We start from the raw sequence: 25,427 nt of genomic DNA, 5'->3' as shown, positions 1-25,427 counted from the left end.
TATGCATATTGAAGTCCGCAACCTTAACAAAAGCTTCGGCGATTTTCACGCGGTGCAAAATGTTAGCTTTGAGATCGAGAAAGGTCATCTCATCGGTCTGCTCGGACCAAGCGGCGGCGGAAAAACATCGATTCTTCGCATGTTGGCTGGCCTTGAAACACCGACTTCCGGCGATATTTTATTCCATGGCAAACGAGTTAACGATCTGCCTCCGCAAGAGCGCGGCATCGGATTTGTATTTCAAAACTATGCGCTGTTCAAGCATATGACCGTATTTGACAACATTGCTTTCGGACTTAAAGTGAAAAAACTGCCGAAGGAACAGATTCGTTCCCGAGTGATGGAGCTGGTTGAACTGACGGGCTTGAAAGGCTTCGAGCATCGTTACGTGCATCAGCTGTCCGGCGGCCAACGGCAGCGCGTAGCGTTTGCGCGGGCGCTTGCGCCGGAGCCGCAGCTGCTGCTGCTGGATGAGCCTTTCGCGGCGATTGACGCGAAAATCCGCACCGAGCTTCGGACTTGGCTGAAAGAAATGATCGAGCGCGTCGGCATCACCTCCATTTTCGTTACGCATGACCAAGATGAGGCGATTGAAGTTGCGGATGAAATTATGATTATCGGCAAAGGCAAGCTCGAGCAGAAGGGCACGCCTTGGGAAATTTATAAAAATCCGCAAACGCCGTTCGTTGCAAGCTTTATTGGCGAATCTACCGTCGTTGAGGATTTGTCGGCGCTGAAGGGCTTTGATTCGCCGTCTGTCCTTCCGGGCACGAAGGCGCTTATCCGTCCGGAGTATATTGAGATCGGCCGTCCGGGCGAAATTAAGCTGGCATCCGCAACACTCGACGCTAATGTGAAGGACGTTCATTTCCGCGGAAGCGAATGGCTGGTCGAGCTGCTTGTCGGCAACGTGAAGCTGATTACTTACCGTTCGCTCGAGAAGGAAGTGCTTAAGCCTGGCGATTATGTCAGTGTACTCGTCCACCGCGCTTATTTATTTAATGATAACGAAAGCTGGATCGCAGAAAACAGCCTAAAGGTTGACCCAATGCCAATTCACATTTAACGAAAAGAGAGAGTTGTAACTCCTATGATAAATAATCGAGCAACAAGCAGGCGCATGCTCGCTTTGCTGCTTGCCGGAGCGCTGCTGCTAATGACGGCGGCAGGCTGCGGCAAAGCTTCGCAGACGAACGGGCAGGATGCCGCATCTTCCGCTCAAGACGGTGATCTGACGCTTGTAATCGGTGCATATTCGGTCGTAAGGGACGCTTTTGACGAGCTTTTGCCGCAATTCCAAGCACAATGGCTGCAGCAAACGGGACAAAAAATCGTGTTCCAGCAATCGTATGAAGCGTCCGGCACCCAAGCGCGGGCTATTGCCGGCGGCTTTGAGGCCGATGTTGCGGTACTGGCGATGGAAGGCGATATCAATAAAGTGGCGAAGGCCGGGTTCATTACGCATGATTGGAAAGCGCAAAATCACGCGGGCATGATTACAAGGTCGATCGTCGTACTCGGTACGCGGGCGGGCAATCCGCTTGGCGTGACCGGCTGGGACGATTTGACCAAGGATGGCGTTAAGGTGCTTTATCCGAATCCGAAAACATCCGGCGGCGCGCAATGGGACATTAATGCCATGTACGGTGCGGGATTGAAAAAGTCGGAGGAAGAGCTTGGGACGAAGGACCCCGCTTTTGCGAAAAGCTATCTGGAGAAGATTCATGCAAATGTGGAATCTCTTGATAAGAGCGGCCGCGCTTCGATGGCCGCGTTCGAATACGGCGTAGGCGACGTTATCGTCACTTACGAAAACGAGCTGCTCAGCCGTATTAAGCAAGGTGTCGCCTACGATATCGTCGTTCCTCGCGATACGATATTGATTGAGAATCCTGCTGCGGTTGTAGACAAAAATGTCGACAAGCACGGCACGCGCAAAGCTGCGGAGGCGTTTGTCGCCTTCCTGCAGAGCGAGGAGGCGCAGCGCGTATTTGCCGACTATGGCTTCCGTCCAGTCGATGAGAAAGTGGCGGAGGAGTCGAAGGAACGTTTTGCCCAGCCTGAAGGGCTTTTCGATATTACGTATCTGGGCGGCTGGGAGGAAGTTCGCGAGACGCTGTACTCCAAACGAGGCGTCTGGTATCAGGTGCTGGCGGGGATTTAAGGGAAAGCCGGAAGGGCCGTCATGGCCGTTCCGGCTTTTTTGTGTTTTTAATCGCATTATGGAACTTTATGGGCGTAAAACGGATAACGAGAACAACGAGTATTTCGTGAAAAAGGTTCCTTTTTTTCTTATTCAAGTGAATCTAAGAGAAACGGTGTTTACTTCGAGTACACTTTTATTTAATCTAACTATAGATCTCTTTTCTTTTTCAAATACTATTACGCCCGCTCGATCTCTAGCCATTATTGAAGTAGAGTTGAAGGGTTGTTCAGAAATGTGAAACCATAAATAAAACTCATTGTTCTTAACTAAATTACTTAAAGTACCTTTAACAAGAACTTGTGTTATTTCGGTATTAGATATTGCACCATACAAAATATATTGACTGAGTTTCTTAGATTCCCCACTACCATATGTAAAACCAATATTTGAATCTATCGGTACTGTGCCGAAAATATGAGTTTGATTTCTCCCACTTACTTCAATTAATCCAAGTCCAATAGAATTCGAATTGCTTTTATAGAATACGTAAATATAAGGTTTCTTTGTTTGTGTATATATTATAGCCTTAAATGTATCGTCTTTTTGTATAATCTTCTTTTCAATCCAATGCAGGTCTTGCTTATCTTCACTTAGAGTCATTATTATAAATATTGATAGAAAAAATAATATTACTAACAAAATACAGTATCTTCTCTTCATGAAATAGACTCCCTCGATTAATAAACGCAATTTACAAAGATAATTTTATAAGACAATACAATTAATTATAACGTAATTTCATCCAGTATTTACCGCAACTATATTTGTGGTAATTTTAAACCTGAATCCGTGACATCTCACTATTCATCGCAACATGGCACATTGGATTGGCTTCCATTCTGAACCAGAATATAAATGTAGCTGTAATGGGTAACTCAAAGCAGACCCTTTGCTATTAAGGGTTCTGCTTTGGCGTAAATAGTTCTCTCTTTAGCTAAAATGAAGATATAATCGCCGTAGCTGCGGGAACCAAGGGCTCTATCTTCCGAAACAAAGCTTTAAACCTCTTGCATGTTTTACGAACCGCGCGGAGATGAGCATAAGATCTTGAATCACCGTTCGAATTCGTTGACGAAATACCTTCTTCTTCGTCGGTGCATCTAAGTCAGTCAATGCAATTTGTCCAATTAATCGAAGCATGTTGTAAGCAAAAAGCCCCATATGCCTGAGGGAAGACGTTTGAGGTCAAGCTCAGATTTAATTTCGCTGTGGAATTGCTCACTTGTTGCATGGTCTTTGTACAGATCGACAACTTGTTCCTCTGAACATTCAAGCGTTGTCCAATACAGCGAAAGCTCAATATCAGGGATAAGAAGCGCCTGACCATCTCGCTCTATGGTACGCACTGTCACTCGGTAGACCATTCGAACAGACTTAAATGAATCGCTCTGGTTGAACAACGATAGAGCCCAGATAGATATCCTTACCTACTCGCATTTCAATATGACGCCCATCATACTTAGCAAAATCGAGCCATTGCTCCGGCAACTCCTTACGAGGATTCCGTTTAATAATAAAGTCAGCTTCTTGGTCCAACAGTAGATTCACATTATCAGCAGCATCATTACCATCATCTAAACGTACGAGGATCGGCAGGTTCATGATGCACCACGCGTATCGAAGGCTCATGTCAATGGAATCATCCGCATTCTTTTGGACATGTGTTTTTCTCTTTCGAACTACGTTTTTCATAAATTTATATCACGGATTCAGGTTAAAGTATTGTTGATTTTAACTTATACGCTTTCGATTATGGTGTTCTGTTTTACAGAAGTCTTACGTTAATCCTATGTCGCCATCATGAGATCGGAAGAACATTTGAATGCGCAGGTTGCGATTTAACCAAAAATATAAGAAGGGCCGGCTCATCGTCAATTTAATGACTTCTGAGGCAGCCCCATTTTTTCTGATAGGATTAAACGTTCAACACAAACTTCTCAATGACATGCTTTACGCCATCCTCATTGTTGGACAACGTAACGTAGTCGGCAAGCTCCTTCAGCGCAGGCACAGCATTGCCCATTGCGACGCCGAGGCCGGCGGCTTCGATCATTTCTCGGTCATTCCAAGCATCGCCGATCGCAATCGTCTGCTCGATGGTGCAGCCGAGGTGCTCTGCCATGAAGCGAAGCGCATGGCCCTTAGTTCCCTCTTTATGCGTAAATTCCAAGTAGTGCGCCTTCGATTTCGTCATATGGACGGTATCTCCGATTAATGGCTTGAGCTCGGCAGCGATCTCATCCAGATACGCCGGTTCGTCGATCATTAGAAGCTTCGTATTCGGCTTGTCGAGCAGCGCTTCAACATCGTCGGCTACAATATATGGAATTTTGGAATTGGCGGAATAGCCTTTTGCGCGGTCGTTGTCTTCCGTTACATACAAAATATCATCTACATAAAATTGCAAATGCAGTCCTTTATCTTTGGCGAATTGATAGAGCAGCTTTGTAATGTCCGCAGGCACGCTGCGCTCGTAAAGCACTTTGCCGTCCAGCAGCGTTTTGACAAGCGAGCCTTGGTACGTAATAATCGGCACGTTCAAGTTGATTTGTTCGGCGATTTTACGGGCGGAGGCATACATGCGTCCGGTCGCGAGCGTTACGGTAACGCCTTGAGCGATCGCTTGCTCCATTGCTGCCTTCGTTCCTTCGGTTACGACCAGTTTATCGTTCAGTATAGTGTCGTCGACATCGATAGCGATTAATTTATACATAATTGCAGTCTAGCTCCTCTCTTTAACTAGCCACATTGTAACGAAAATAAAAGCGAGGTACAAGAGATTGGCAACAATAGGGTATAATGAAAACGTTGCAATGCGAATAACGTTTTTCGAGGAGGATTCATTCATGAAATTAAGATGGGGAATTATGAGCAGCGCATGGATTGCGATACATAAGGTCATTCCCGGCATCCAGCAATCCGAGCTGGGAGAGGTCACGGCGATCGCCAGCCGCGGAATTGCGAAAGCGGAGGAGGCTGCGGCTAATCTTGGCATAGCGAAAGCTTACGGATCCTATGAGGAGTTGTTGGCTGACGCCGATATTGATGCCGTCTATATTCCGCTGCCGAATCATATGCACAAAGAGTGGACGATTAAAGCGGCGGAAGCCGGCAAGCATGTGTTATGCGAGAAGCCGATTGCGCTGACCGCTGCGGAAGCGCAGGAAATGATCGATGCTTGCCGTAAGGCGGGAGTTGTTCTCGCTGAAGCGTTCATGTATCGCCATCATCCGCGTTATACGCGCATACAAGAAATTATCGCTTCCGGTGAAATCGGCGAGCTGCGGGCCATTTCCGGAGCGTTCACATTCAATAATGCTGCCGATGCGAACAATGTGCGATACAAAGCGGAATGGGGCGGCGGTTCGTTATACGACGTCGGCTGTTATCCAATCAGCGCAGCTCGCCTTTTGCTAGGCCAAGAGCCTGTTGCAGCGACGATGCATGCCTTTTTCTCGGAGCAGCATGACAATGTGGACATGATGTCCTCGGGTATACTTGAGTTTCCCGGCAATATCGCGCTAACGTTCGATTGCGGGATGTGGGCTGCCGAGCGCAATCGCTTGGAGGTGCTCGGGACGGAAGGCCGAATCGAATTGCCTAATGCGTTCGCTCCTGGCGAAAACGATCAATTTATCGTTTATGCAAAGGATGGGGAACGTGTGGAAGGTCCATTTGATTTGAATACCTATTCGCTGCAGGCAGACCGGTTTGCAAAAGTCGTTCGCGGCGAAGCGGAGCCTGCTGTCGGCGAGGACGATCCGCGTGCCGGTATGATCGTGCTGGAAGCGTGCTTGAAATCGGCTCGGACGAAATCGCGTGTGGAGCTGTAATCCCGGTCCGTTTGCTCCGTCGCCCTCAAATGAGCTACAGTAAAGAAGGACATTTAGGAAGCGGGAGTGACGGAAGTGAAATATTTTACGAATGATGTGGCTAAGCAGCGGGTAATTGCTTTTGCTATGCTTGGCGCAATACTCAGTATTGGAATCGGTTTTGGGCTTGGCTATCTGTGGATGGGCAAGCAGTATCCGATGATCAAGGAACCGGCTTTCCGCAATTTTGCCATATCTTACAATACGATTATGGACGCTTACTTAAGCGGCGCAGAGCCGGATGAGCTGTTAAACGGGGCGTCGGAAGGTATGGTTGCCTCGCTTGAGGATCCTTACTCGAGGTATCTGATAAAAGAAGCAGGCGACGCTTACACGCAAGGGTACGAGGGCGAGTTTTCCGGGGTCGGAGCAACGGTAAGAGAAGAAGACGGCCAGTTTGTCGTCACTGAGCTTACGAAGGGAGCGCCCGCTGAGCGGGGCGGCGTTAAACCGGAGGACATCATTACCGCGGTCGATGGGGATAAAATAGCAGGCAAGTCGTTCGAGGATTTGATCGGACTGCTGAGAGGCGAGGAAGGAACGGAAGTGAAGCTGACGCTGCAGCGCGGCAATCAAGCCGAACCAATCGAAATCAAGCTGGTCCGCGAAGCGATTCCGGTACATACGGTTACATCCGAGATGCTGGAGGACGGCGTAGGCCATATTACGATCAGCCGATTTGCTCAAAAAACAGGCGACGAGTTTAAGGAAGCAGCCGATGCGCTGCAACAACAAGGAATGAACAAGCTGCTGCTTGATCTGCGTTCCAATCCGGGCGGCCTTCTGCAATCGACGCTGGAAATCGCTAATCAGCTGGTGCCGAAGGATAAAACCGTTCTTCAAGTTGTGTACAAAAATGAGCGTAAGATCATTACGTATAAGTCGAAGCAGGAGAAAGAATGGACCATCCCGATCGTTGTGCTTGTCAACGGGCAATCGGCCAGCGCGAGCGAGGTGCTGACTGCGGCATTGAAAGAATCGGCGGGAGCGACTGTCGTTGGCGAGAAAACGTATGGCAAAGGGGTCGTGCAAGCTTTTCAGCAGTTTAAAGACGGCTCGGTGCTAAGTTTGACAGAGGCACAGTGGAAAACGCCCGGCGGCACCTGGATTCACAAAGCAGGGGTTGCACCGGATATCGAAGTCACTCTGCCTGCGTATGCATCGCTTCGTCCGCTGCCGCTTGGCAGCGAGATGAAATCGGGCAGCTATGGAGAAGATGTCAAAACGCTGCAAACGATGCTTGAGGTGCTGGGCTATACGCCGACAGGGAGGGAAGGACTCTTCGAAGCGGAGACGGAGGATGCGCTGCGCCGCTTCCAAGCTGATGAGATGCTGCCGGTCAACGGCCTCTACAACGATAAGACGGCATATCGCATTTTGGAGCGGCTGAAAGAAAAGCTCGAGAATGAGGACACGCAGCTGCTAAAAGGACTAGAAGTGCTAAAAAAATAGACGATTTCCCTCGCCCAGCTATTGACATCGGGAATGATAATTAATATCATTTGAGATGTGGTCATTACGCCGACACAGATAGCGGCTCCGAGGTGAATGGAATGAAAATTAAGTATTGTACGCGCAATATGAAAAACAACGGGACAAAACCGGTTTACAAATCGATGAAATCGAAATTTCCCGATGTTAAGATGAAGAAGAAAGATTGCCTCGGAAACTGTAAAACATGTAAAAATGCCTGCTTTGTCATGATCAAATCAGATACAGTCAGCGCGTCGTCGGCGGATAAATTGTATAAAGAATTGAAACGAATGATCGGTTAATTTCGTTTCATATTGGATAAATTTACAGGGGGTGGCTTTTGCCGCCCCTTATAGTTGTGTTAGAATAAGAATAATTCTAGAAAGCAGAGGTGCATAGCGATGAATGATAAATTAGCTCAAGCTCTAAACGATCAAATGAACTTTGAATTCTATTCGGCGCATGTGTATCTAGCGATGGCTGCATACTGTTCGGACGAAAGCCTGGACGGATTTGCCAATTTCTTTATCATTCAGGCTGAAGAAGAACGTTTTCATGCGATGAAAATATACAAGTTCCTGAACGATCGCAATCGCCGCGCTACGCTTACCGCGCTGGGCGAGCCTAAGAACGAGTACGATTCGATGCTGGACGCGTTCGAGCACGGTTACGCGCACGAGCAACAAAATACGAAACGCTTCTACGACCTTGCGGACTTGGCGTTGAACGAGCGCGAGCATGCGACGATGTACTTCCTGAAATGGTTCATCGACGAGCAGGTTGAAGAGGAAGCATTGTTCGACGGCATCATCCAGAAGCTGAAACGGATCGAGAAGGACAGCAACGCATTCTACATGCTGGACGCCGAATTTGCATCGCGCACGTTTGTGGCTCCGGCTGAATAAGACAAGATAACAAAAGGAATGGCTCCGCTTTTGGGGATCCATTCCTTTTGTTTTTGCTGCTGCTAGACCGCTTGTGAGTCAGTTTTTCGTCCAACTGGGGCTGCAGTTTTGGTTGCTTTGGTCATTAGCGAAGCTTGTTCGCAAAATAGCGAAAGGAAATTCGTTGTACAGCACGGTTTGCTGCAGGTTGAGAACAGCAGGGAAGCTAGATTCGCTATTCGAGAAAGCGAATTCTTTAATAGCGAATTTAGCTTCGTTAATGCCGCGTACGTCTCGGATTCGAGTACAAAGAGCGAAATTAGTTTCGTTAAACAGCGAACCGGGTTCGCTGATCGCGGGACGGAAAGATCGAACCGAGCACCCCGAGTACCCCGAGCACTCCGATCGAACCGAGCACCCCATCTGCCCCCTGGGCAAACGTACGGATCCAGCAAGTGTACCGAACGGCATTTGCGAATCAGTCGTACGCCGAGATCAGAAATGGCGATACGGCAGCGGGCTTGCCCCGATAATAGGCCGGAGAGCTGATATACAGCTCTTCCTGCGCCCTAGTGACGGCGACGTAAGCGAGTCGTCTTTCTTCCTCCAGCGCCGCTTCGGCTTTGTTGTCGCCGGTTTGCAGCGCGCTGCGGTCATTGTTCTTCTCGACGGCCAGCGCGGAGCTGTGCGGCAGGATGCCCTCGGAGAAGCCGCAGACGAACACGACCGGGAATTCGAGCCCCTTTGATTTGTGGATCGTCATAAAATTAACGGCGTCCGCATTGCGGCTGTCGAGCTTCAACAGCTTCATCTCATCTCGCTTGGCGGCGATTTCGTCGATAAAAGCGAGGAACGGCTCGATCCGTTCGAATCGTTTGGCGGCTGCTTCCAGCTCGTCGAGCATTTCTTTCAGCGATTCCTTATGCTCAGTCAATGAGGCTGTCCCTCTCCCGGCCTCAAGAAACTGATCGTAAAAGCTGGTTCGCAGCATTCGGATCGCCATGTCCGGACGCATCGTTTCAAGCGAGCGGATCAGCTTTATCCGTTCTTTAATTTTTTCTTTATGAAACTCCTTGATCATCGGAAAACGGGTCAAATGGATGAGCGGCCATTTTTTCGCCTGCTTCTTCTCCTCGTTCCATATGAAGTTCATCGCTTGCTCCGGGCTGACATAAAGCGTAGCGAGCATCATCTCCATGGCATCGAAATTGCGGCGCTCCAATGACAGTCGAAGATGCGCGATGACTGGCCTGATGATCGCTTGCTCGTAGAACGAATCGCCGCCGCCGTAGTCGATAAACGGCACTTGGCGCAGGACAAGCTGGTCGAACACCGCCCGGCTGCTGCTCGCTGTGCGAAACAGAACGGCGATGTCGCCATATCGGCAAGCGCCTTTGGCTTGCTTCGCCAGTATAGTGCCGACAATGAGCTCTGCCTCGTCATCGGAATTGCCCGGCCGGGCAAAAACAGGCGGCGTTCCGTGCGGCTTGGCGGTTTGCAGCGTTTTGCTTCTGCGCCGCTTGTTATGGCGGATGACGGCGTTGCCAAGGCCGACGATTCCGGAGCCGGAGCGGTAATTGACGTCCAGCACGACGCTCGTTGCGCCGGGGAACTGCTTCTCAAAGTTCAAAATGTAATCGTTGCGCGCGCCGTTGAACGAGTAGATCGTCTGATCGTCGTCGCCGACAACCATTAGATTGCGGCGTGGTTCAACGAGCAGCTTGATCAATTCATATTGGACTTTATTGGTATCCTGAAACTCGTCGATCATGATGTAGCGGAATCGGTTGCGAAGCGATTGCAGCAGCCGTTCGTCTTGCAGCAGCAGCTTATAGGCGTAGAGCAGCATATCGTCATAATCGATCAAATGGGCTTCGTTTTTCCATGTCTCATACAGCTGGAACAGCCCTTTCAGTTGCTGTTCTTCCTCGGTTGATTCCGGCAATTCGCCGACTTCGACCAGCTCCAGCTTGTACGCAGACAGCATTGCTATAAGCGTCTCCGGCTGATACGTATCATGCAAATTGCGCTCGCGCAGCAGCTTCTTAAAAAAGATTTGTTTGCGGCCGCTTTCGCCCAAAATCGTCTGTTTGAAGCCGTTGCGCCGCAACAGCAGCAGGCAGAAGGCGTGAAATGTGCGCGCCTCGATAGCAGATGCTGCGCTCTCGCCAATATGAGGGAGCCGGGCAATCCGCTCCTTCATTTCCTCGGCCGCTTTTTTCGAGAAGGTCATGAGCAGCAGCTGATGCGGCTGCACGCCGCGCACGGACAACAAATAGCCCGTGCGGCACACGAGCACGGACGTTTTGCCGGAGCCGGCTCCCGCAAGTGTCAGCAAAGGGCCGTCCGAATGACGGACAGCGGCGATTTGCCGCTCATTGAGCCGAATGCCGGCAGCTTCCAGCGACCGAAAATAGGCGGAGTCATTGTCCCCAGCCGGTACAAGCTGTTCGCTAGTGCGTGCAGAGGCTTGTACGGCAGCCGTGTAGTTTTTATTTGCAATGCCGAATGGACGTTTGAAATACGTATACTGGTTTGTCCCTTTTTGATTCGTCGTCATATAATGTGATCACCTACTCGATTATAGCACGGCAAGCAAGGCTGCGATGCGAAAGGCGCAACACTTTTTGAAACTTGGATAAAATAAACAGCAAATAGAGAGGGGCTGACTAGAAAATGATACAGGCTGCCGAGAAAGAAGACGGCGCGGAGGTGATGCCGTTGCTGCACGCGGCGATCGGTTCGATCGCATGCTCCCTTGCAGGGGTGGACGATGAAGCCGAAGCGATGGGCATCCTTGCCGTATTTTACGAGCAGGAAGGAAATCGGATAAGTTACCAGAATGTTATAGTGGATAAGCATGACGGCGTAATTACGGGCATTCTGGTCTGCTACGGCGGCGACGATGCGGCAGCGCTTGACCGGCCCTTCATCGAACGGATCGAGCTGGAAACGGGACGGATTGGCTACTCGATTACGCAGGAAACGCAGCCCGGTGAATTTTATTTGGATTCGATCGCCGTAGATGAGCAATATCAGGGAATGGGCATTGCCAAAGCGCTGATGGCCGCGTTCGAAGCCAAAGCGATTGAGGCCGGCTACAGCCTGGTTTCGCTAATCGTCGAGGAATACAACGAACGGGCACATGCATTATATGTAAAGATGGGCTATGTCGAGGACGGAGTGCTTGAGGTCAGCGGACATGTGTACAAACGGATGGTGAAAAGGCCAATGGCAGCGGAAGAAGTCGATTAGCGCAAAAAAAGAGGAGAGTGGCAAAGGTGAACGAGAGCACCTTCGGGAAAAAAGCGGCGTACAGCGCCGGCAATTTATCCGTCAATCTTATCGCGCAGGCTTTTGCAACGTACATTGTTTTTTATTATGTGGATGTGCTTGGCGTCAGACCCTATTTGATTTCGTTAGCCATGGTCATTCACGGTATCGTAAACGCCTTGCTTAACCCGTTGTTCGGTTACTTGTCCGACCGGACCAAATCGCGCTGGGGCCGACGATTTCCGTATATGCTGTTTGGCATCGTGCCGCTGGCTGCGCTGTTTACCGTGATCTGGTTTCCCGTTGGCGAAGGCATGGCGCTATTCTGGTATTTTCTAATGATCATCTTAGTGTTTGATGTTCTGTTCGTAATGGTGGTGCTTAACTATTCCGCGCTGTTTCCGGAGCTGTTCGTTACGATCAAGGAGCGGGCGGCCGTATCCTCCTGGCGGCAAATGTTCGGCATCATCGGGATGATTATTGGAGTTGCGCTGCCTCCGCTCGTTTACAGCGAGCTTGGCTGGGGAGTAATGGGTGTTGTTTTCGCGGCGATCGCGCTCGTGTTTTTCTGCGTCATGCTGACCGGAAGCAAGGAGCGCGGCACCGCGCCGGAAGCGACGATACCTTTCGTTCAAGCGATTAAATATACGTTTGCCAATAAAGCGTTCGTCTGCTATGTCATCGGAAGCTTTCTCGTTCAATTCACCTTTGCGATGCTGCCTGCGATGATCCCGTTTTTTACGAAGTATGTGCTTAGCGCATCTGAAGATAAAAGTACCATTTTGCTCGGAGCGATATTCGTTGTTGCGCTTCCGTTCGTCTATATATGGGGCAAACTTGTGCAGCGCTGGGGTCCGAGAAAAACGATTATCGTTGCGGTCCTCTGCTACATGGCGGCATTGCTTCCGTTTCTGTTCGTGACAAGCGTGGCTGCTGCAGCTGTGACGGCAGGGCTTGTCGGCGTCGGTCTGGCCGGATTGATGGTGCTGCTAGAAATTATGCTGTCCGAGGTCATTGACGAGGACGAGAAGCGAACGAAGGAACGGCGCGAAGGGATATATTTCGGAATGAACGGCTTTATCGTTCGCTGGGGCGTTTCTTTGCAAGCGCTTACGTCCGGGGCCGTGCTGGAATCGACCGGCTACGTTAAGGATGCGGCGCATCAAACTTCCGCAGCCCTATTTGGCTTTCGCGCAATGCTCGGCCTTATCCCGGCCGTTGCGCTGCTGCTTGCCGTCTTATTTTTCTACCTATATCCGATTCGAAAAAAATAACTACTGCATATACCAGAGAAGTCTGTGATCGAGCGGCTTTCCGGGCTTACGCTTCTCCTCCCCGCTTTGCCAATTGCCGCCAGTGGCTTGCGCCAGTCGGATGACGACATTCGTGCCGTTGGACTGTTTAAGCAGCATGTAACCGAAGCGTTTCTTTTCGTTTAAAAAAATGATCGGGTAAACGGTATTTTTGAACATCGTCTTCCGTTCGTTATCCGGATTGGCGGGTAGAAGCTCCTCGATGGCTAGCTTGCCGCGCGCGACAAGGGGCAGCAGCTCTTTGCGGCGCTCGGCGGCGAACAGCAGCTGCTTGAATTCGTATTTTTGCGCGTGGCGAAGCTCAAGCTGGAAGGCGGCTTGAACGTCTGCGACCAGCTCGTTTTTAAATTGATCCAGCTTGAGCTGCCAATCGTCGCCGTTATGCAAATAACGAATGAGCTTTGGGGCTTGCCGCGGAACAGCGCTGGAGGATGGATCGATACGGAACGTTATAAGATCCTGTCCGTACGGCGGATTGTGAGCGTGCTGAAACGTTGTGACAACTGCGGTAAGCAGTGTCGGATACGGCCGGGATATGCTCTCAACCATGTAGGGCATTCGCTCGCTGTAATAAAACGCGACGGCAGAGCTGATGCTTGGCTCCAGCCAATCGGCGAGCGCCTGCTGAGCATCGGTCGAGAGGGCTGTTTCGGCTGGAACTGACGGCATCCGCATAAGGAGCAGAAACAATATAAGAATTATGGCCGTATAAAGCTTCATCGGATGAATCACTCCTATTCGGAACAAATGGATGATTTCGACAGTCAACCATATCGTTCCCGCTCGGCAAGGCAACCATTCGCCAATTTCCGCTTTATAAAAGGAGCATTTCCGCCGATGTATTAATATTATAGGATTCAATTATGAGGAGAAATGGATTGCGATGAAGCTGATGCCGGCGGCATGGAGAACGACAAATTTGTTTTTGAAGCAGCTTGAAGCGGGAGAAATAGAAGAAGTGCAGGAAGTGTATCGTTCCAGCGTATCGCTGGGCGAATGGGTGGGCCATGAGTATAACTCCGAGCTCGTGCGCAACTCGTTCGAGAACGGGGATTTGCCTCCCGGCGGAGCGAAGGATAACTTCTCGATGCAAGCGATACGCCATGAAGCGAGAAATGAAATTATTGGCTTTATAAGTATGTACCACGGATATCCGAATGAGGGCTCGATTTATATTTCCTATATGGGGTTTGGAGCAGCATCCCAGAAAAAAGGCTGCGGACAGGAGTTAACCAGACAGCTGGTCGTTGAAGCGCGGCGGCTTGGGTATTCGGAGCTTCGAGTGAACGTTTCGTTGAAAAATTGGCCGGCGCTTCGTTTCTGGACGCAAGCGGGCTTTAATCAGATTAGCGGAATTTTCGGGGATAAGGTCATTTCCGACGATCATTTCGCGGATATTGAGCTTGTGAATGAATTGTCTTAACGGGATCGCTCAACGCATTTTTTACATATACAGGACAAGCCTTTCTCGGATTCGGGCACTTGCCCCAGAAGCTGCTTCGAAAAATGCTCGTTCATACACCAGCAGGTTTCGGATAAACCGGCCTCTTCGTAGCTGCAGACATGGTTTTCTCCGCAAATAGGACATTTCATAGGAAGTCTCCTTTAGTAGTCGATGAACTCCATTATAACATGAAGCGAATTCGGAAATTGAGAAACAACCGTTTACCTGCGCACATATCTGGTTTATAATTATATCTAGATTAAAATGATTATAATTTCTTGGAATACGGACGGGAAGCAGGTGAGATTCGAGTTATGCAAAAGGAAGTGCAATTGGAGCTTGATACGATTAATCGCCAATTGAAGACAAAAGGGTTCAAGCTGACCGCGCAGCGGGAGGCGACAGTTCGCGTCCTGTTGGAATACGAGAAGGATCATTTGAGCGCGGAAGAAGTTTTTCTGCTGGTGAAAGATGCTTATCCGGAAATCGGTCTTGCGACTGTCTATCGTACATTGGAGCTGCTCAGCGAGCTGCATATCGTGACAAAAGTAAATTTTGGCGACGGCGTAGCGCGATACGATTTGCGAAGCGCTGACCAGCCGCATCACCATCATCATCTCATTTGCACGCAATGCGGCAATGTGGAGGAGATTAAAGAGGATTGGCTGCTTCCGCTGGAAAACCGCGTATTGTCGGAATTCGGTTTTACCGTCCTCGACCATCGCTTGGATTTCCAAGGCGTTTGCCGGGAATGCAAGGCGAAGGAACAAACGAGAGCGGTATAACAGGTCTATTATAAATGGAGAAGCTCAGCCCCGACGGGGCTGAGCTTCTTTTGCTGAAGCGGCTGACTTACACGCACGGCCTTCCGTTTATGTAGTAGCTGTCCTCTCGATAGGTGCGGAAAGCAACCTCGGATTCCGCGATGCCGATCTCCTGCAAAGACTGCGTGACCGCCTCGGCAAATCGGTTTCTAACCTCTGTTCCGCGCTCGAACCAGCCTACCTCGACGAAGGGGTAGGATCTGCCGTCCTTTTGTCCGCCAAAGATCGAAACGGTCTGAACGCAATCCATTGTGAAATTATCAGTTCCGCATTCGCAAATAGCTGCCAGCCGGACAGCCAGCTTCTCGCTTACGGATAGAAGCTGTTCTGTTGGTACGCCCCGAAAAAGTAATTGCGGCATTCTCATTCCTCCTTAGATTAGGATCTTTGAGCGAAGCTCAAAGTCACACCTTATCAAAGAATACTTGAATTGCGCCTCTGTTGAAAGCAATGTATCCTAAAACAAGAATTGCTAAGCTTTCAGGAAAACAATGGAGGGGTGCGGAAGTGAGCGGGATTAGCAAAAAATACGCCATTGGCGTCGATATAGGCACAACCAGCACGAAAGCGGTACTTTTTACGATTGACGGCAAAGTGAAGGCCAACCATACGGTTGGCTACCCGCTTCATTCGCCGTCGCCGGCAGCGGCGGAGCAGGACCCGGATGAAATTTTCGACGCCGTAATCGAGTCAATTAAGCTAGCTGTTGCGAAGAGCGGCGCTAAGCCGGGCGAAGTCGCGTTTGCCGCGTTCAGCTCGGCGATGCACAGCGTCATTGCGGTAGACCGCGACGGAAAGCCGCTCACGCGAAGCATAACATGGGCAGACAACCGCAGCGCCCATTGGACAGCCGTTATTCGAAACGAATGGAACGGACTTGCCGTATACCGGCGGACCGGAACGCCGATCCATCCGATGTCGCCGCTTTCGAAGCTCGCTTGGCTGCGACACGACCATCAGGAACTGTTTGAGCGTGCCTATAAATTTATCTCGATCAAAGAATATGTTCTGCACAAGCTGTTTGGCCGTTACGTCATTGACTATTCCATTGCTTCAACGACGGGGCTGTTTAACTTGGAGCGGCTGGACTGGGATGAAGAAGCGCTGCGCATAGCCGGGGTTACGTCTGAACAGCTGTCCGAGCCGGTACCGGCTACTTATAAGCTTGAAGGGTTGTCAGCAGATTTTGCCGCTCGCACGGGCTTGGATGCTGGAACGCCTTTTGTAATCGGGGCCAGCGACGGCGTGCTTTCCAATCTTGGCGTCAACGCCGTTAAGCCTGGCGAGGTTGCCATTACGATTGGCACAAGCGGCGCCATCCGGGCCGTATCGGATCGGCCGGTCACCGATCCTGCCGGCAGAACGTTCTGCTATGCGCTTGCTGACAACAAGTGGGTAATTGGCGGACCGGTCAATAACGGCGGGATGATTCTTAGCTGGGCCCATGATCGGCTGGGAGCAACGGAGATCATGGATGCGCAGAGGAGCGGCAGAGATTCGTTTGAATTGCTGACGGAGCTGGCGGCTAAAGCGCCGGCAGGCTCGGAAGGCTTGCTGTTCCATCCGTATTTGTCTGGCGAACGCGCGCCGTTATGGGACTCGAATGCCCGAGGATCCTATTTCGGCCTTACGCTGCGCCATCAGCGCGAACATATGGTGCGGGCCGTTATGGAGGGCGTGATTTTCAATCTCCATCATGTATGGACAGCGCTTGAAGAGATGATAGGGAAGCCGTCCAGCATCCAGGCGACCGGCGGCTTTGCCCGTTCCGAGCTTTGGCGCCAGATCATGGCCGATATTTTTGACCACGAGATTCGAGTGCCTGAAAGCTATGAAAGCTCATGCCTTGGCGCAGTAGTGATCGGCCTATACAGTCTGGGCATTGCGGATTCGCTTGATATTGCCGGGGAAATGGTCGGCTCGTCACGTGTGCACGTTCCGGAGGCGGACAATGCCGCCGTTTACCGTGAGCTTGGGCCGATTTACAGGCGCGTATCCGCGCTGCTGTCTGAAGAGTACGCGGCGATCGCCGATTTCCAGAGCAAGTTCAGCGGGTAAGGACGGATTTGGCCTTACAACATTACAAACGTCCACCTCAGCCAGCTGTAAGGCCAATTTCGGCTTAACCGGCAGCGTATACCCTCGAGATTGACTGTTTGCAGCCTGTGTAAGACCAAATTTGGCTTTATCTCCTTGCAAGTGACTATCTGAGCTAGTTGTAAGGCCAGTTTCGGCTTTACAAGATCGCGGAGGCCTAAAGTGTGACAGTGAATCGTTTGTAATGTGCGCTTCTTGATCGAATTAAACCCCGGCAGGGTCATATTCGGTTGTGGCAGCGTACGCGCCGAGGGGGCCAACAATGTATGAGGAATAAGGGCTGGTCCCAGAAATCATCTGTGATGATGATTTTTGGACCGGCCCTTTCTGCGTTGTCACATCATGAATAACGCCAATTCTCGATTGAATTTCTTTATTTCACAATAGAAAACCCCTATTAGCGTAAAGGCGGACCGGGGTGTTACACTCTTCCATAATAAAGTTGATAAAACCGCTAGGAATTATAAGAAAAGAAAAGCGATAGAGGAGGATATTCATTATGGCTAAAAAACGTCAATTAAAGCTAGGTGCTGCATTGCACGGAGTAGGCGGAAATATTTCAGGCTGGCGCCATCCCGAAGCCAAAGCCGATGCGAGCGTTAATTTCGCGCATTACAAGCAGCAAGCGCAAAAAGCGGAGGCGGGCAAATTCGATTTTGTGTTTATTGCAGACGGTCTTTACATAAACGAGAAATCGCTGCCCCACTTTTTGAACCGCTTCGAGCCGTTGACCGTGCTGTCGGGACTCGCTGCCGTCACCTCGCATATTGGCGTCGTCGGCACGCTTTCCACTTCCTATAGCGAGCCGTTTACAGTTGCGCGGCAGTTCGCTTCTCTTGACCACATCAGCCGCGGCCGGGCAGGCTGGAATGTCGTTACGTCTCCGCTTGAAGCATCCGCGCGAAATTTCAGCAAGAAAGAGCACCCGGATCATCCGAAACGCTATCGCATCGCAACTGAATATCTTGAGGTGACTCGCGGCTTATGGGATTCCTGGGAGGACGACGCCTTTGTTCGCGACAAAGAGTCCGGCGTATTCTTCGATCCGGAGAAGCTTCACCGTTTGAACCATGAAGGGGAGTTTTTCTCAGTTCAAGGTCCGCTTAATATCGCAAGATCGAAGCAAGGCCATCCTGTCGTTTTTCAAGCCGGCTCCTCTGAGGACGGAAAATCGCTTGCCGCAAAGGGCGCGGACGCTGTTTTCACTCATTACGAGTCGTTGGAGCAAGGCAAGCAATTTTATGCGGACGTAAAAAGCAGAGCGGAGGCGCAAGGCCGCTCCCGCGCTGAAATTGTCATTCTTCCCGGAATCGGGCCGATAATTGGCGCAACGGCGGAAGAAGCAGAAGCGAAATACGCCCAGCTTGCGAACTTGGTGGACATCGACCGTGCGCTTAATTATCTCGGACGGTATTACGAGCATCATGATTTCTCGCAATATCCGCTGGATGAGCCGTTCCCGGATCTGGGAGAGCTCGGGCAAAACAGCTTCCGCAGCACGACGGATCGCATAAAAAGGAATGCCGCCCAGAAAGGCTTGACGCTGCGCCAGGTTGCGCTTGAGGAAACGACGCCTCGCCCGATTTTTATCGGTACGCCGGAACATGTGGCAGATTTGATTCAGCAATGGTTCGAAGAGGGAGCGGCGGACGGCTTCATTATCGGCAATGCCGTTCCGAACGGTTTGGATGAATTTGTTGAACAGGTCGTGCCGCTGTTGCAGCAGCGAGGTTTGTTCCGCGAGGAGTATGAGCGTGATACGCTGCGCGGTCATCTGGGAATTCCAGTTCCTCAAAACCGTTACACGCGGCAAAGAGAAGAAATAACGGGGTAGCTTTGGCGAAAGTTGCCTCCATTTATTAATTACAGATAGGGGAAATGGACGATGACAAGGATTCAAAAAAGAAGCTGGTTTTCATATTCGGCCATCGTGTTGGCTATTGCTGTGGCTCTTACAGGATGCAGTTCGTCCAAAGGAAGCAGCGGCGGCGCTGAATCCGGATCGAAGGCTGCAGAAACGACGGCGGCTCCCGTACAAGGCGGCGAATTGACCTATGCGCTCGCAACTTCGCCTATTTCGCTTGATCCGCATACGAACGGACTTGCGGTTGGCGTGCGAGTTATTAATAACGTATTCGACAGCCTGGTAGTCCAATTGCCGGACGGTTCGGTTAAACCGTGGCTCGCCAAATCGTGGACGGTGTCGGAGGACGGCCTTACTTACACCTTCAAGCTGCGCGACGACGTCAAGTTCCATGACGGCACGCCGTTTAATGCGGAAGCGGTCAAATTCAACTTCGATCGGGTTATCGATCCGGCTACGAAAGCTTCTAATGCGCTCGCGCTAATTCAGCCGTACAAATCTTCAAAAGTTATTGACGATTATACGGTCGAGGTTCAGCTTGGGTCGCCTTCACAAGCTTTCTTGCGCAATCTCGGGCAGGGTACGCTTGGCATCGTCTCGCCTACTGCCGCTAAAAAATACGGTGAGCAATTTAGTAAAAACCCGGTCGGCTCCGGTCCGTTCAAGTTCGTGAAATGGGAGGAGAACGCGCAAATCGTCATCGAGCGCAATCCCGACTATAAATGGGCGAACGAAACGGCGGTCAATCAAGGAGCGCCATATCTGGACACAATCAGCTTCAAAATCGTGCCGGAGGAAGCGACCCGGATCGGCAGCGTTAAAAGCGGCCAGGTGCTTGCGGGCGAAACGGTGCCGCCGCAAAATATTGTCTCGATCAAGCAGGATTCGAAGTTCCAATTGCTGTCCACGAATACGGGCGGCTTGCCTTACACGCTCTTTATTAATCAGCGGAAAGCGCCTTGGAACGAGCTCAAGGTGCGGCAGGCGCTTCAATCGGCAATTGATGTCGGCTCAATCGTCAAATCGCTTTACTTGGGAACGTACGAGCAAGCTTGGTCTCCGCTTGCGCCAAGCACGCTTGGCTATGACAAATCGCTGGAAGGCGGCGTAAAGCCGGATTTGGACCAAGCGAATAAATGGCTCGATGAAGCGGGATGGGCGCGCGGCGCGGACGGCATCCGCGAGAAGAATGGGAAAAAACTGACGCTTCATTACTTGGACGGATCGCCGAACCGCGAGAAGCGCAATGACATTGCGGCGATCGTCCAGCAACAGCTGAAAGAAATCGGCATTGATGTTCAAGTCGACATTACGAAAGATATTGCGACGAAGGTATTCGTTAATGACGATTATGATATTTACGGCAACAGCCAAGTGAATTCGGACCCGAATGCGCTCTACCAGTTCTATCATACGCCTGCGGCCGGAGCGAGACTGACGTTAAGCGGTTATTCCAATCCGGAGCTCGACAAGCTGCTTGAGCAAGGCGCTGTAGAGAAAGATGAAGCGAAGCGGATCGACATCTACAAGCAAGCGCAGCATCATATTATCGATAACGCGATCATCATTCCGATCTATGTGTTCCCGTATACGATTGCGGCAGCCAATAGCGTGCAAGGCTTAAAGCTGGACGCGCTTGCGTATCCGCGGTTCAACGATACGTTTATAGCCAAATAAACCGGCGAAGGGGGTGCGGCCCCGTGGTTAAATCCATTTTTATACGGCTCTATACTTCACTGCTTGTCATCTTTGGCACAATGGTCGTCGTATTCGTCATTTTGAATGTGCTTCCCGGCGATCCGGCGCTTCTGATGCTGGATCCGGCGGAGGCCACGCCTGAGATGATTGCCAATATGCGCCATCAGATGGGACTGGATCGGCCGTTCTATATTCGTTTTGGCGAGTATTTCGGAAATGTGCTGCAAGGCGATTTCGGCAATTCGATGCTGAACAGCGAACCGGTGCTGCCGAAAATTATCGAGCATTTCCCGGCGACGCTATCGCTTACCCTGTTCAGCGCGGCGATCTCGACAGCTGTCGGCATCGCACTTGGCGTGCTGTCGGCGATTCACCGCAACGGCCCTATTGATCTTATCGCCCGTCTGGTTGGTCTGTTTGGCATTTCAATGCCGACCTTCTGGTCCGGTATTCTGCTTATTCTTATTTTCTCCATCTCGCTTGGTTGGCTCCCGGCGATGGGCTCGGACGGCTTTAGATCGCTCATACTGCCGTCAGTAACGCTGGGTCTTGTCGGAGCGGGCTTTATTGTCCGCATGGTACGCACAAGCATGCTTGACGTTATCAACGAGCCCTTCATTGTCACGCTGCGATCGAAAGGGTTGTCGGAGCGGGCCGTCATGTACCGGCATGCGCTCCGAAACGCTCTCATTCCTGCGGTAACGATGATCGGAATGATCGTCGGCGAATTGCTTGCCGGAGCGGTTGTGATTGAAACGGTATTTTCGCGCCAAGGCATCGGACGAATAATCGCGGATGCGATTATGGCGAAGGATTTGCCGGTGGTGCAGGGCGTAGTTTTTTTCTCAGCCATCGTCTACATCGCAGTCAATTTGCTGGTCGACATCTCGTATAGCGCAATCGACCCTCGCGTTAGAAGGGAGCATTGAAAGGAGAGGTCATTTCTATGAAGGAAGCTGCAGTTGCAGCGAACCGCAGTGTCGCGCTGCCTCGAAAAAAGCTTTTCCGTCTCCCAGTCTGGAAAAGAAGGACGCTTTCAGCTGCCGATTTATTCGTCTACGGAGCCGTGGCGTCCGTGCTGTTCATCGTGCTTTGCGCGCTGGCTCCTCAATGGATTGCGCCTTTCTCGCCAACGGAGATGAAGGCGGACCGCGTGTTGCTGGCGCCTACTTGGCAGCATCTGTTCGGTACGGACTATTTTGGCCGCGATGTATTTAGTGTCGTCGTGTACGGAAGTCGGGATTCGTTAATCATTGGCGTAGTCTCGGTCTTGATTGGCAGTGTTGCCGGAGGGTTGATCGGTGCGCTGTCCGGATATATCGGCGGCATCGTAGATACGGCATTGATGCGTTTTATCGACGTATTGATGACGATACCCGGCGTTCTGCTTGCGCTCGCTATCGCGGCGGCGCTTGGGCCAAGTTTGACGAATGTTGTGTTGTCTGTAGCTGCGGCAGCCGTTCCAGGCTATGCGAGAGTGATGCGGGGCACGATCTTGAGCATAAAAGGCCGTGCTTACATTACCGCTTCGCGTTCGATCGGGACGTCAGGCTTCGCGATTTTCTGGCGGCATGTGCTGCCTAATTCGCTTTCTCCGTTGTTCGTAATGGCTGCGATTGGCATCGGCTCCTCCATATTGACCGGCTCGGGTTTAAGCTTTCTGGGTCTCGGAACGATTAAGGAGATTCCAGATTGGGGCGCGCTGCTCTCTCAAGGAAGAGGCTATTTAACGGTTGCATGGTGGATTTGCACGTTTCCGGGGCTAGCGATTACATTGTTCGTATTATCCATTAATCTATTGGGCGACCGCATTCGCGATCATTTGGATCCGAAGCGGAGCCGGGCATAACAGAGCTTAAGGACAGGAGGGGAAACGATATGCGCCAGCTTCTCGAAATCGATCGGTTATCGGTCGATTTTACGACAAAGAACGGACTACTCAAAGCTATTTCGGACGTAACGCTTCGGATTAGCGCGGGCGAGACCGTATGCCTTGTAGGCGAATCCGGCAGCGGCAAGACGATTGCGTCGAAATCGATCATGCGATTGATTGATTACGAGAACGGCGTCATTTCGGGCGGTTCGATTATGCTGGATGGGATCGATATTTCCTCTATGCCGCAAAAGGATTTGCAGACGCTGCGAGGCAAGCGGATGGCTATGGTATTTCAAGAGCCGATGGCGGCCTTTGATCCGGTATTTACGATCGGCAGCCAGATTGTAGAAACGATTGTCCGCCATAAACAGCGGTCCCGTCGCGATGCGCAGGCGCACGCCGTCTACTTGCTGCGCCGTGTCGGCATTCCGGAGCCGGAAGTGCGAATGAAGCAATATCCTAACGAGTTGTCCGGCGGCATGCTGCAGCGGGCAATGATCGCGATGGCGCTTGCATGCGGGCCGGAGCTTCTTATTGCCGACGAGCCGACGACTGCGCTTGACGTTACGATCCAAGCGCAAATATTGCAGCTCCTTCAGGAATTGAAACAGGAGTTCAAGATGGCGATTTTGCTCGTCACGCACGATATGGGCATCGCAGCGGAGATGGCAGACCGAATCATCGTCATGTATGCCGGGCAAGTGGTTGAGCAAGCGACCGCCGTCCAGCTTTTTGAGCAGCCGCATCACCCTTATACGAGAGGTTTGCTGCAATCGATTACGACGCTGGAGAGCGACCGCAGCGCGAAGCTGTACTCGATCGACGGCTCCATTCCGAGCTTATCCGCCCTTCCGACGGGCTGCCGGTTTCACCCTCGCTGCCCTTATGCGACGGAGCAATGCGTGACGGAAAACCCGCCGCTGCAAGAGGTAAACGGGCGTTTTGCCGCATGCTGGCATTCGGCAAGGCTGACGGAATCGGAGGAATGGAAATTCGGCAGATGGAGAGAGGCGGCGGGGGCCGTGACGGTAAATGAAGCAAGCACTGATCCGGCATCGGCGGCTATTGCGCTCGAAGATACGGGTCATGAAGCCGTTCAAACGCTGTTTCAAATTGAAGGGCTTTCGAAATATTATCCGATTCGCGGCAGCTTGTTCAACCGAAAGGGCTCGTCTATTAGAGCAGTCGAGGACGTCTCGTTTACGATTCGCAAGGGCGAAACGTTCGGACTGGTTGGAGAATCGGGAAGCGGGAAGTCTACGCTGGGCAGAGTGCTGCTCCAGCTGGAGCAGGCGACGCGCGGCAACGTCATCTTTCAAGGGCGAAGCTTGACCGGACTATCCGGCCCGGAGCTTCGCAAAGCGCGGCGCGACATGCAAATGGTGTTTCAAGATCCATACGGTTCGGTTAATCCGCGTTGGACGATCGGCGATATTATAAGCGAGCCGCTTCGCGTGCATAATTTCGGATCCGATTCGAAGGAGCGGCATGCCCGCGTGGAGGAATTGCTGGAGCTTGTCGGGCTGAGCCCAGCTTGGCGCGGCCGTTATCCGCACGAGTTTTCCGGCGGCCAACGCCAACGGATAGGCATCGCGCGGGCGATTGCGCTAAATCCGCAGTTTTTGCTGGCGGACGAAGCGGTGTCGGCGCTCGATGTTTCCGTTCAAGCGCAAATTATTAATTTGCTGCAGCAGCTTCAGCGGCAGATGAACTTAACGTATTTATTTATCGCGCATGGCCTTCATATTGTCCGCCATATTTCCGATCGGATCGGCGTCATGTACTTAGGCAAGCTAGTAGAAATCGCGCCCAGCGAAGAACTGTTCCATCGTCCGGCGCATCCGTATACGCAAGGCTTGATCTCGTCCATTCCTCAGCCCGATCCCGGGCGCAAAAGGCAGTTTTCCGCGATAAGCGGCGAAATTCCATCGCCTGCAAACCCGCCGTCAGGATGTCGTTTCCACACGCGATGCCCGGCGGCAACCGCTCGCTGCCGCGAAGAAGAGCCGAAGCTTCGCGCTGTCGGCTCCGATCACCTTGCGGCTTGCCATTATCCTCTTGGCTGAGCTTTGATTTTATCGGTTTCATAGGCTGTCTTGAAGGTCGTAAACGGGCTTTCGAGACGGCTTTTTTTCGTTTGACATTGCTCCCGACCTTCAAGTGGCTTAAACTAACGTAAATAGAACCTTCTACACCATCATTAGAGGAGCTGTATGGTTTGTACGAAATTACGATCGATTTGATAAGAGATTGGAACGATACGGTAAAGGAAATTTTTCGCGGATCCGGTTATCCGCTTCCTGAGAATATAAGCGACGAAGAGATTGGAATCGCTTATTTTATGCAGACGGCGCAGTCGGAGGAAGAGGCCGCGCAGCTAAGCGCGGAAAATCGAGTACGGCTTTCTTCGCTGCAGCAAACGATTGCGGACAATCTCGAAAGCGTCATTGCGCCGGATATTCGCAGCCGTACCGGGTACGAGGGTACCCAGTTCTCATTCAAGTGGGTGTACAACAACGGCGAGCATATTGTCGAGGAACGCTCTTCCTATCGTATTCCGCTGTAAGCTGTAAAAAAAACCGCCATTCAATATGCTCGCTGCC

Annotated in this window: 24 protein-coding genes; 17 read left to right on the top strand and 7 right to left on the bottom strand. The window is 51.3% G+C overall.

The genetic code is table 11. The features are described 5' to 3' along the window. The first annotated feature begins 1 nt into the window (after position 1). Both GOM71_RS16620 and GOM71_RS16615 read left to right on the top strand, forming a co-directional pair. Entirely contained in the window at positions 2 to 1,066 is a 1,065-nt protein-coding gene (locus tag GOM71_RS16620) for a sulfate/molybdate ABC transporter ATP-binding protein (protein ID WP_156283047.1), read from the top strand. Positions 1,067 to 1,090: 24 nt separating this feature from the next. Next, on the top strand, positions 1,091 to 2,164 hold the full coding sequence (locus GOM71_RS16615) for a sulfate ABC transporter substrate-binding protein (protein WP_156283045.1): 1,074 nt from the start codon (positions 1,091 to 1,093) through the stop codon (positions 2,162 to 2,164). A gap of 132 nt (positions 2,165 to 2,296) precedes the next feature. On the opposite strand, the gene GOM71_RS16610 is transcribed toward GOM71_RS16615, so the two are convergent. The 3 genes from GOM71_RS16610 to GOM71_RS16600 form a co-directional block, all read right to left on the bottom strand. Continuing rightward, positions 2,297 to 2,866: a hypothetical protein gene (locus tag GOM71_RS16610; RefSeq protein ID WP_156283043.1), complete on the bottom strand. Its 570-nt coding sequence runs from the start codon at positions 2,864 to 2,866 to the stop codon at positions 2,297 to 2,299. A 714-nt stretch (positions 2,867 to 3,580) separates the two neighbouring features. Then, on the bottom strand, positions 3,581 to 3,898 hold the full coding sequence (locus GOM71_RS16605; protein WP_216651765.1) for a hypothetical protein: 318 nt from the start codon (positions 3,896 to 3,898) through the stop codon (positions 3,581 to 3,583). Positions 3,899 to 4,121: 223 nt separating this feature from the next. Further along, positions 4,122 to 4,919 (bottom strand): Cof-type HAD-IIB family hydrolase, encoded by a 798-nt coding sequence (locus tag GOM71_RS16600; RefSeq protein WP_156283039.1) that lies wholly within the window; start codon positions 4,917 to 4,919, stop codon positions 4,122 to 4,124. 133 nt (positions 4,920 to 5,052) lie between these two features. Here GOM71_RS16600 and GOM71_RS16595 point away from each other — a divergent pair, with 133 nt between their 5' ends. The 4 genes from GOM71_RS16595 (at position 5,053) to GOM71_RS16580 (ending at position 8,456) form a co-directional block, all read left to right on the top strand. After that, a complete protein-coding gene (locus GOM71_RS16595) occupies positions 5,053 to 6,039 on the top strand; it encodes a Gfo/Idh/MocA family protein (protein WP_156283037.1) in 987 nt (328 codons plus the stop codon). Positions 6,040 to 6,114: 75 nt separating this feature from the next. Continuing rightward, positions 6,115 to 7,530, top strand: a complete 1,416-nt coding sequence (locus GOM71_RS16590) for a S41 family peptidase (protein ID WP_367649655.1) — start codon at positions 6,115 to 6,117, stop codon at positions 7,528 to 7,530. Positions 7,531 to 7,631: 101 nt separating this feature from the next. Continuing rightward, positions 7,632 to 7,853 carry a DUF1450 domain-containing protein gene (locus GOM71_RS16585; RefSeq protein WP_156283035.1) on the top strand — a complete coding sequence of 74 codons (222 nt, stop codon included), beginning with the start codon at positions 7,632 to 7,634 and terminating at the stop codon, positions 7,851 to 7,853. A gap of 99 nt (positions 7,854 to 7,952) precedes the next feature. Continuing rightward, on the top strand, positions 7,953 to 8,456 hold the full coding sequence (locus tag GOM71_RS16580) for a ferritin (protein WP_156283033.1): 504 nt from the start codon (positions 7,953 to 7,955) through the stop codon (positions 8,454 to 8,456). A gap of 457 nt (positions 8,457 to 8,913) precedes the next feature. Here the strand turns inward: GOM71_RS16580 and GOM71_RS16575 are convergent, their stop codons facing one another. Then, positions 8,914 to 10,995 carry an ATP-dependent helicase gene (locus GOM71_RS16575; RefSeq protein ID WP_156283031.1) on the bottom strand — a complete coding sequence of 694 codons (2,082 nt, stop codon included), beginning with the start codon at positions 10,993 to 10,995 and terminating at the stop codon, positions 8,914 to 8,916. A gap of 116 nt (positions 10,996 to 11,111) precedes the next feature. Here GOM71_RS16575 and GOM71_RS16570 point away from each other — a divergent pair, with 116 nt between their 5' ends. Beyond that, complete coding sequence (locus GOM71_RS16570) at positions 11,112 to 11,690, top strand: GNAT family N-acetyltransferase (RefSeq protein ID WP_156283029.1); 579 nt, start codon at positions 11,112 to 11,114, stop codon at positions 11,688 to 11,690. Positions 11,691 to 11,716: 26 nt separating this feature from the next. Further along, entirely contained in the window at positions 11,717 to 12,982 is a 1,266-nt protein-coding gene (locus GOM71_RS16565) for an MFS transporter (RefSeq protein ID WP_367649654.1), read from the top strand. Here GOM71_RS16565 and GOM71_RS16560 read toward each other — a convergent pair whose 3' ends face one another. Next, a complete protein-coding gene (locus GOM71_RS16560; protein ID WP_156283027.1) occupies positions 12,983 to 13,741 on the bottom strand; it encodes a DUF3888 domain-containing protein in 759 nt (252 codons plus the stop codon). 163 nt (positions 13,742 to 13,904) lie between these two features. On the opposite strand from GOM71_RS16560, the gene GOM71_RS16555 reads away from it, so the two are divergent. Beyond that, on the top strand, positions 13,905 to 14,444 hold the full coding sequence (locus GOM71_RS16555) for a GNAT family N-acetyltransferase (protein WP_156283025.1): 540 nt from the start codon (positions 13,905 to 13,907) through the stop codon (positions 14,442 to 14,444). Here the strand turns inward: GOM71_RS16555 and GOM71_RS25035 are convergent. Then, positions 14,441 to 14,614 carry a cysteine-rich CWC family protein gene (locus GOM71_RS25035; protein ID WP_156283023.1) on the bottom strand — a complete coding sequence of 58 codons (174 nt, stop codon included), beginning with the start codon at positions 14,612 to 14,614 and terminating at the stop codon, positions 14,441 to 14,443. The two genes, GOM71_RS16555 and GOM71_RS25035, sit on opposite strands and share 4 nt — an antisense overlap. A gap of 165 nt (positions 14,615 to 14,779) precedes the next feature. Between GOM71_RS25035 and fur the strand changes: the two genes are divergently transcribed. Beyond that, positions 14,780 to 15,250 (top strand): ferric iron uptake transcriptional regulator, encoded by a 471-nt coding sequence (gene fur / locus GOM71_RS16545; protein ID WP_156283022.1) that lies wholly within the window; start codon positions 14,780 to 14,782, stop codon positions 15,248 to 15,250. Between the two features lie 67 nt (positions 15,251 to 15,317). Here the strand turns inward: fur and GOM71_RS16540 are convergent, their stop codons facing one another. Then, positions 15,318 to 15,650 carry a DUF1904 family protein gene (locus GOM71_RS16540; RefSeq protein WP_156283020.1) on the bottom strand — a complete coding sequence of 111 codons (333 nt, stop codon included), beginning with the start codon at positions 15,648 to 15,650 and terminating at the stop codon, positions 15,318 to 15,320. Positions 15,651 to 15,805: 155 nt separating this feature from the next. On the opposite strand from GOM71_RS16540, the gene gntK reads away from it, so the two are divergent. From gntK to GOM71_RS16505, 7 genes are all read left to right on the top strand, one after another. Next, positions 15,806 to 17,347, top strand: a complete 1,542-nt coding sequence (gntK, locus tag GOM71_RS16535; protein ID WP_367649658.1) for a gluconokinase — start codon at positions 15,806 to 15,808, stop codon at positions 17,345 to 17,347. Between the two features lie 538 nt (positions 17,348 to 17,885). Further along, positions 17,886 to 19,220, top strand: a complete 1,335-nt coding sequence (locus tag GOM71_RS16530) for an LLM class flavin-dependent oxidoreductase (RefSeq protein ID WP_156283018.1) — start codon at positions 17,886 to 17,888, stop codon at positions 19,218 to 19,220. A gap of 51 nt (positions 19,221 to 19,271) precedes the next feature. Beyond that, positions 19,272 to 20,927: an ABC transporter substrate-binding protein gene (locus GOM71_RS16525; RefSeq protein ID WP_156283016.1), complete on the top strand. Its 1,656-nt coding sequence runs from the start codon at positions 19,272 to 19,274 to the stop codon at positions 20,925 to 20,927. Between the two features lie 23 nt (positions 20,928 to 20,950). Beyond that, entirely contained in the window at positions 20,951 to 21,877 is a 927-nt protein-coding gene (locus GOM71_RS16520) for an ABC transporter permease (RefSeq protein WP_367649652.1), read from the top strand. A gap of 17 nt (positions 21,878 to 21,894) precedes the next feature. Then, positions 21,895 to 22,797 carry an ABC transporter permease gene (locus GOM71_RS16515; RefSeq protein ID WP_156283014.1) on the top strand — a complete coding sequence of 301 codons (903 nt, stop codon included), beginning with the start codon at positions 21,895 to 21,897 and terminating at the stop codon, positions 22,795 to 22,797. Positions 22,798 to 22,826: 29 nt separating this feature from the next. Then, positions 22,827 to 24,890 (top strand): ABC transporter ATP-binding protein, encoded by a 2,064-nt coding sequence (locus GOM71_RS16510; protein WP_156283012.1) that lies wholly within the window; start codon positions 22,827 to 22,829, stop codon positions 24,888 to 24,890. A 152-nt stretch (positions 24,891 to 25,042) separates the two neighbouring features. Beyond that, the gene (locus GOM71_RS16505; RefSeq protein WP_156283010.1) at positions 25,043 to 25,390 is read left to right on the top strand and encodes a hypothetical protein; all 348 of its coding nucleotides are present in this window, start codon (positions 25,043 to 25,045) and stop codon (positions 25,388 to 25,390) included. The last annotated feature ends 37 nt before the right edge of the window (positions 25,391 to 25,427 follow it).

The organism is Paenibacillus sp. NEAU-GSW1 (assembly GCF_009737085.1).
Taxonomy (GTDB): Bacteria; Bacillota; Bacilli; order Paenibacillales; family Paenibacillaceae; genus Pristimantibacillus.
Note: the sequence above shows the minus strand (reverse complement) of the source record. Positions and strands in the feature narration are given on the sequence as shown.

What these genes read in the sequence shown, in the direction of transcription:
- GOM71_RS16620 (WP_156283047.1), top strand. Translation starts at nt 2, where the DNA reads ATGCATATTGAAGTCCGCAACCTTAACAAAAGCTTCGGCGATTTTCAC.
- GOM71_RS16615 (WP_156283045.1), top strand. Translation starts at nt 1,091, where the DNA reads ATGATAAATAATCGAGCAACAAGCAGGCGCATGCTCGCTTTGCTGCTT.
- GOM71_RS16610 (WP_156283043.1), bottom strand. Translation starts at nt 2,866, where the DNA reads ATGAAGAGAAGATACTGTATTTTGTTAGTAATATTATTTTTTCTATCA.
- GOM71_RS16605 (WP_216651765.1), bottom strand. Translation starts at nt 3,898, where the DNA reads ATGAAAAACGTAGTTCGAAAGAGAAAAACACATGTCCAAAAGAATGCG.
- GOM71_RS16600 (WP_156283039.1), bottom strand. Translation starts at nt 4,919, where the DNA reads ATGTATAAATTAATCGCTATCGATGTCGACGACACTATACTGAACGAT.
- GOM71_RS16595 (WP_156283037.1), top strand. Translation starts at nt 5,053, where the DNA reads ATGAAATTAAGATGGGGAATTATGAGCAGCGCATGGATTGCGATACAT.
- GOM71_RS16585 (WP_156283035.1), top strand. Translation starts at nt 7,632, where the DNA reads ATGAAAATTAAGTATTGTACGCGCAATATGAAAAACAACGGGACAAAA.
- GOM71_RS16580 (WP_156283033.1), top strand. Translation starts at nt 7,953, where the DNA reads ATGAATGATAAATTAGCTCAAGCTCTAAACGATCAAATGAACTTTGAA.
- GOM71_RS16575 (WP_156283031.1), bottom strand. Translation starts at nt 10,995, where the DNA reads ATGACGACGAATCAAAAAGGGACAAACCAGTATACGTATTTCAAACGT.
- GOM71_RS16570 (WP_156283029.1), top strand. Translation starts at nt 11,112, where the DNA reads ATGATACAGGCTGCCGAGAAAGAAGACGGCGCGGAGGTGATGCCGTTG.
- GOM71_RS16560 (WP_156283027.1), bottom strand. Translation starts at nt 13,741, where the DNA reads ATGAAGCTTTATACGGCCATAATTCTTATATTGTTTCTGCTCCTTATG.
- GOM71_RS16555 (WP_156283025.1), top strand. Translation starts at nt 13,905, where the DNA reads ATGAAGCTGATGCCGGCGGCATGGAGAACGACAAATTTGTTTTTGAAG.
- GOM71_RS25035 (WP_156283023.1), bottom strand. Translation starts at nt 14,614, where the DNA reads ATGAAATGTCCTATTTGCGGAGAAAACCATGTCTGCAGCTACGAAGAG.
- fur (WP_156283022.1), top strand. Translation starts at nt 14,780, where the DNA reads ATGCAAAAGGAAGTGCAATTGGAGCTTGATACGATTAATCGCCAATTG.
- GOM71_RS16540 (WP_156283020.1), bottom strand. Translation starts at nt 15,650, where the DNA reads ATGCCGCAATTACTTTTTCGGGGCGTACCAACAGAACAGCTTCTATCC.
- GOM71_RS16530 (WP_156283018.1), top strand. Translation starts at nt 17,886, where the DNA reads ATGGCTAAAAAACGTCAATTAAAGCTAGGTGCTGCATTGCACGGAGTA.
- GOM71_RS16525 (WP_156283016.1), top strand. Translation starts at nt 19,272, where the DNA reads ATGACAAGGATTCAAAAAAGAAGCTGGTTTTCATATTCGGCCATCGTG.
- GOM71_RS16515 (WP_156283014.1), top strand. Translation starts at nt 21,895, where the DNA reads ATGAAGGAAGCTGCAGTTGCAGCGAACCGCAGTGTCGCGCTGCCTCGA.
- GOM71_RS16510 (WP_156283012.1), top strand. Translation starts at nt 22,827, where the DNA reads ATGCGCCAGCTTCTCGAAATCGATCGGTTATCGGTCGATTTTACGACA.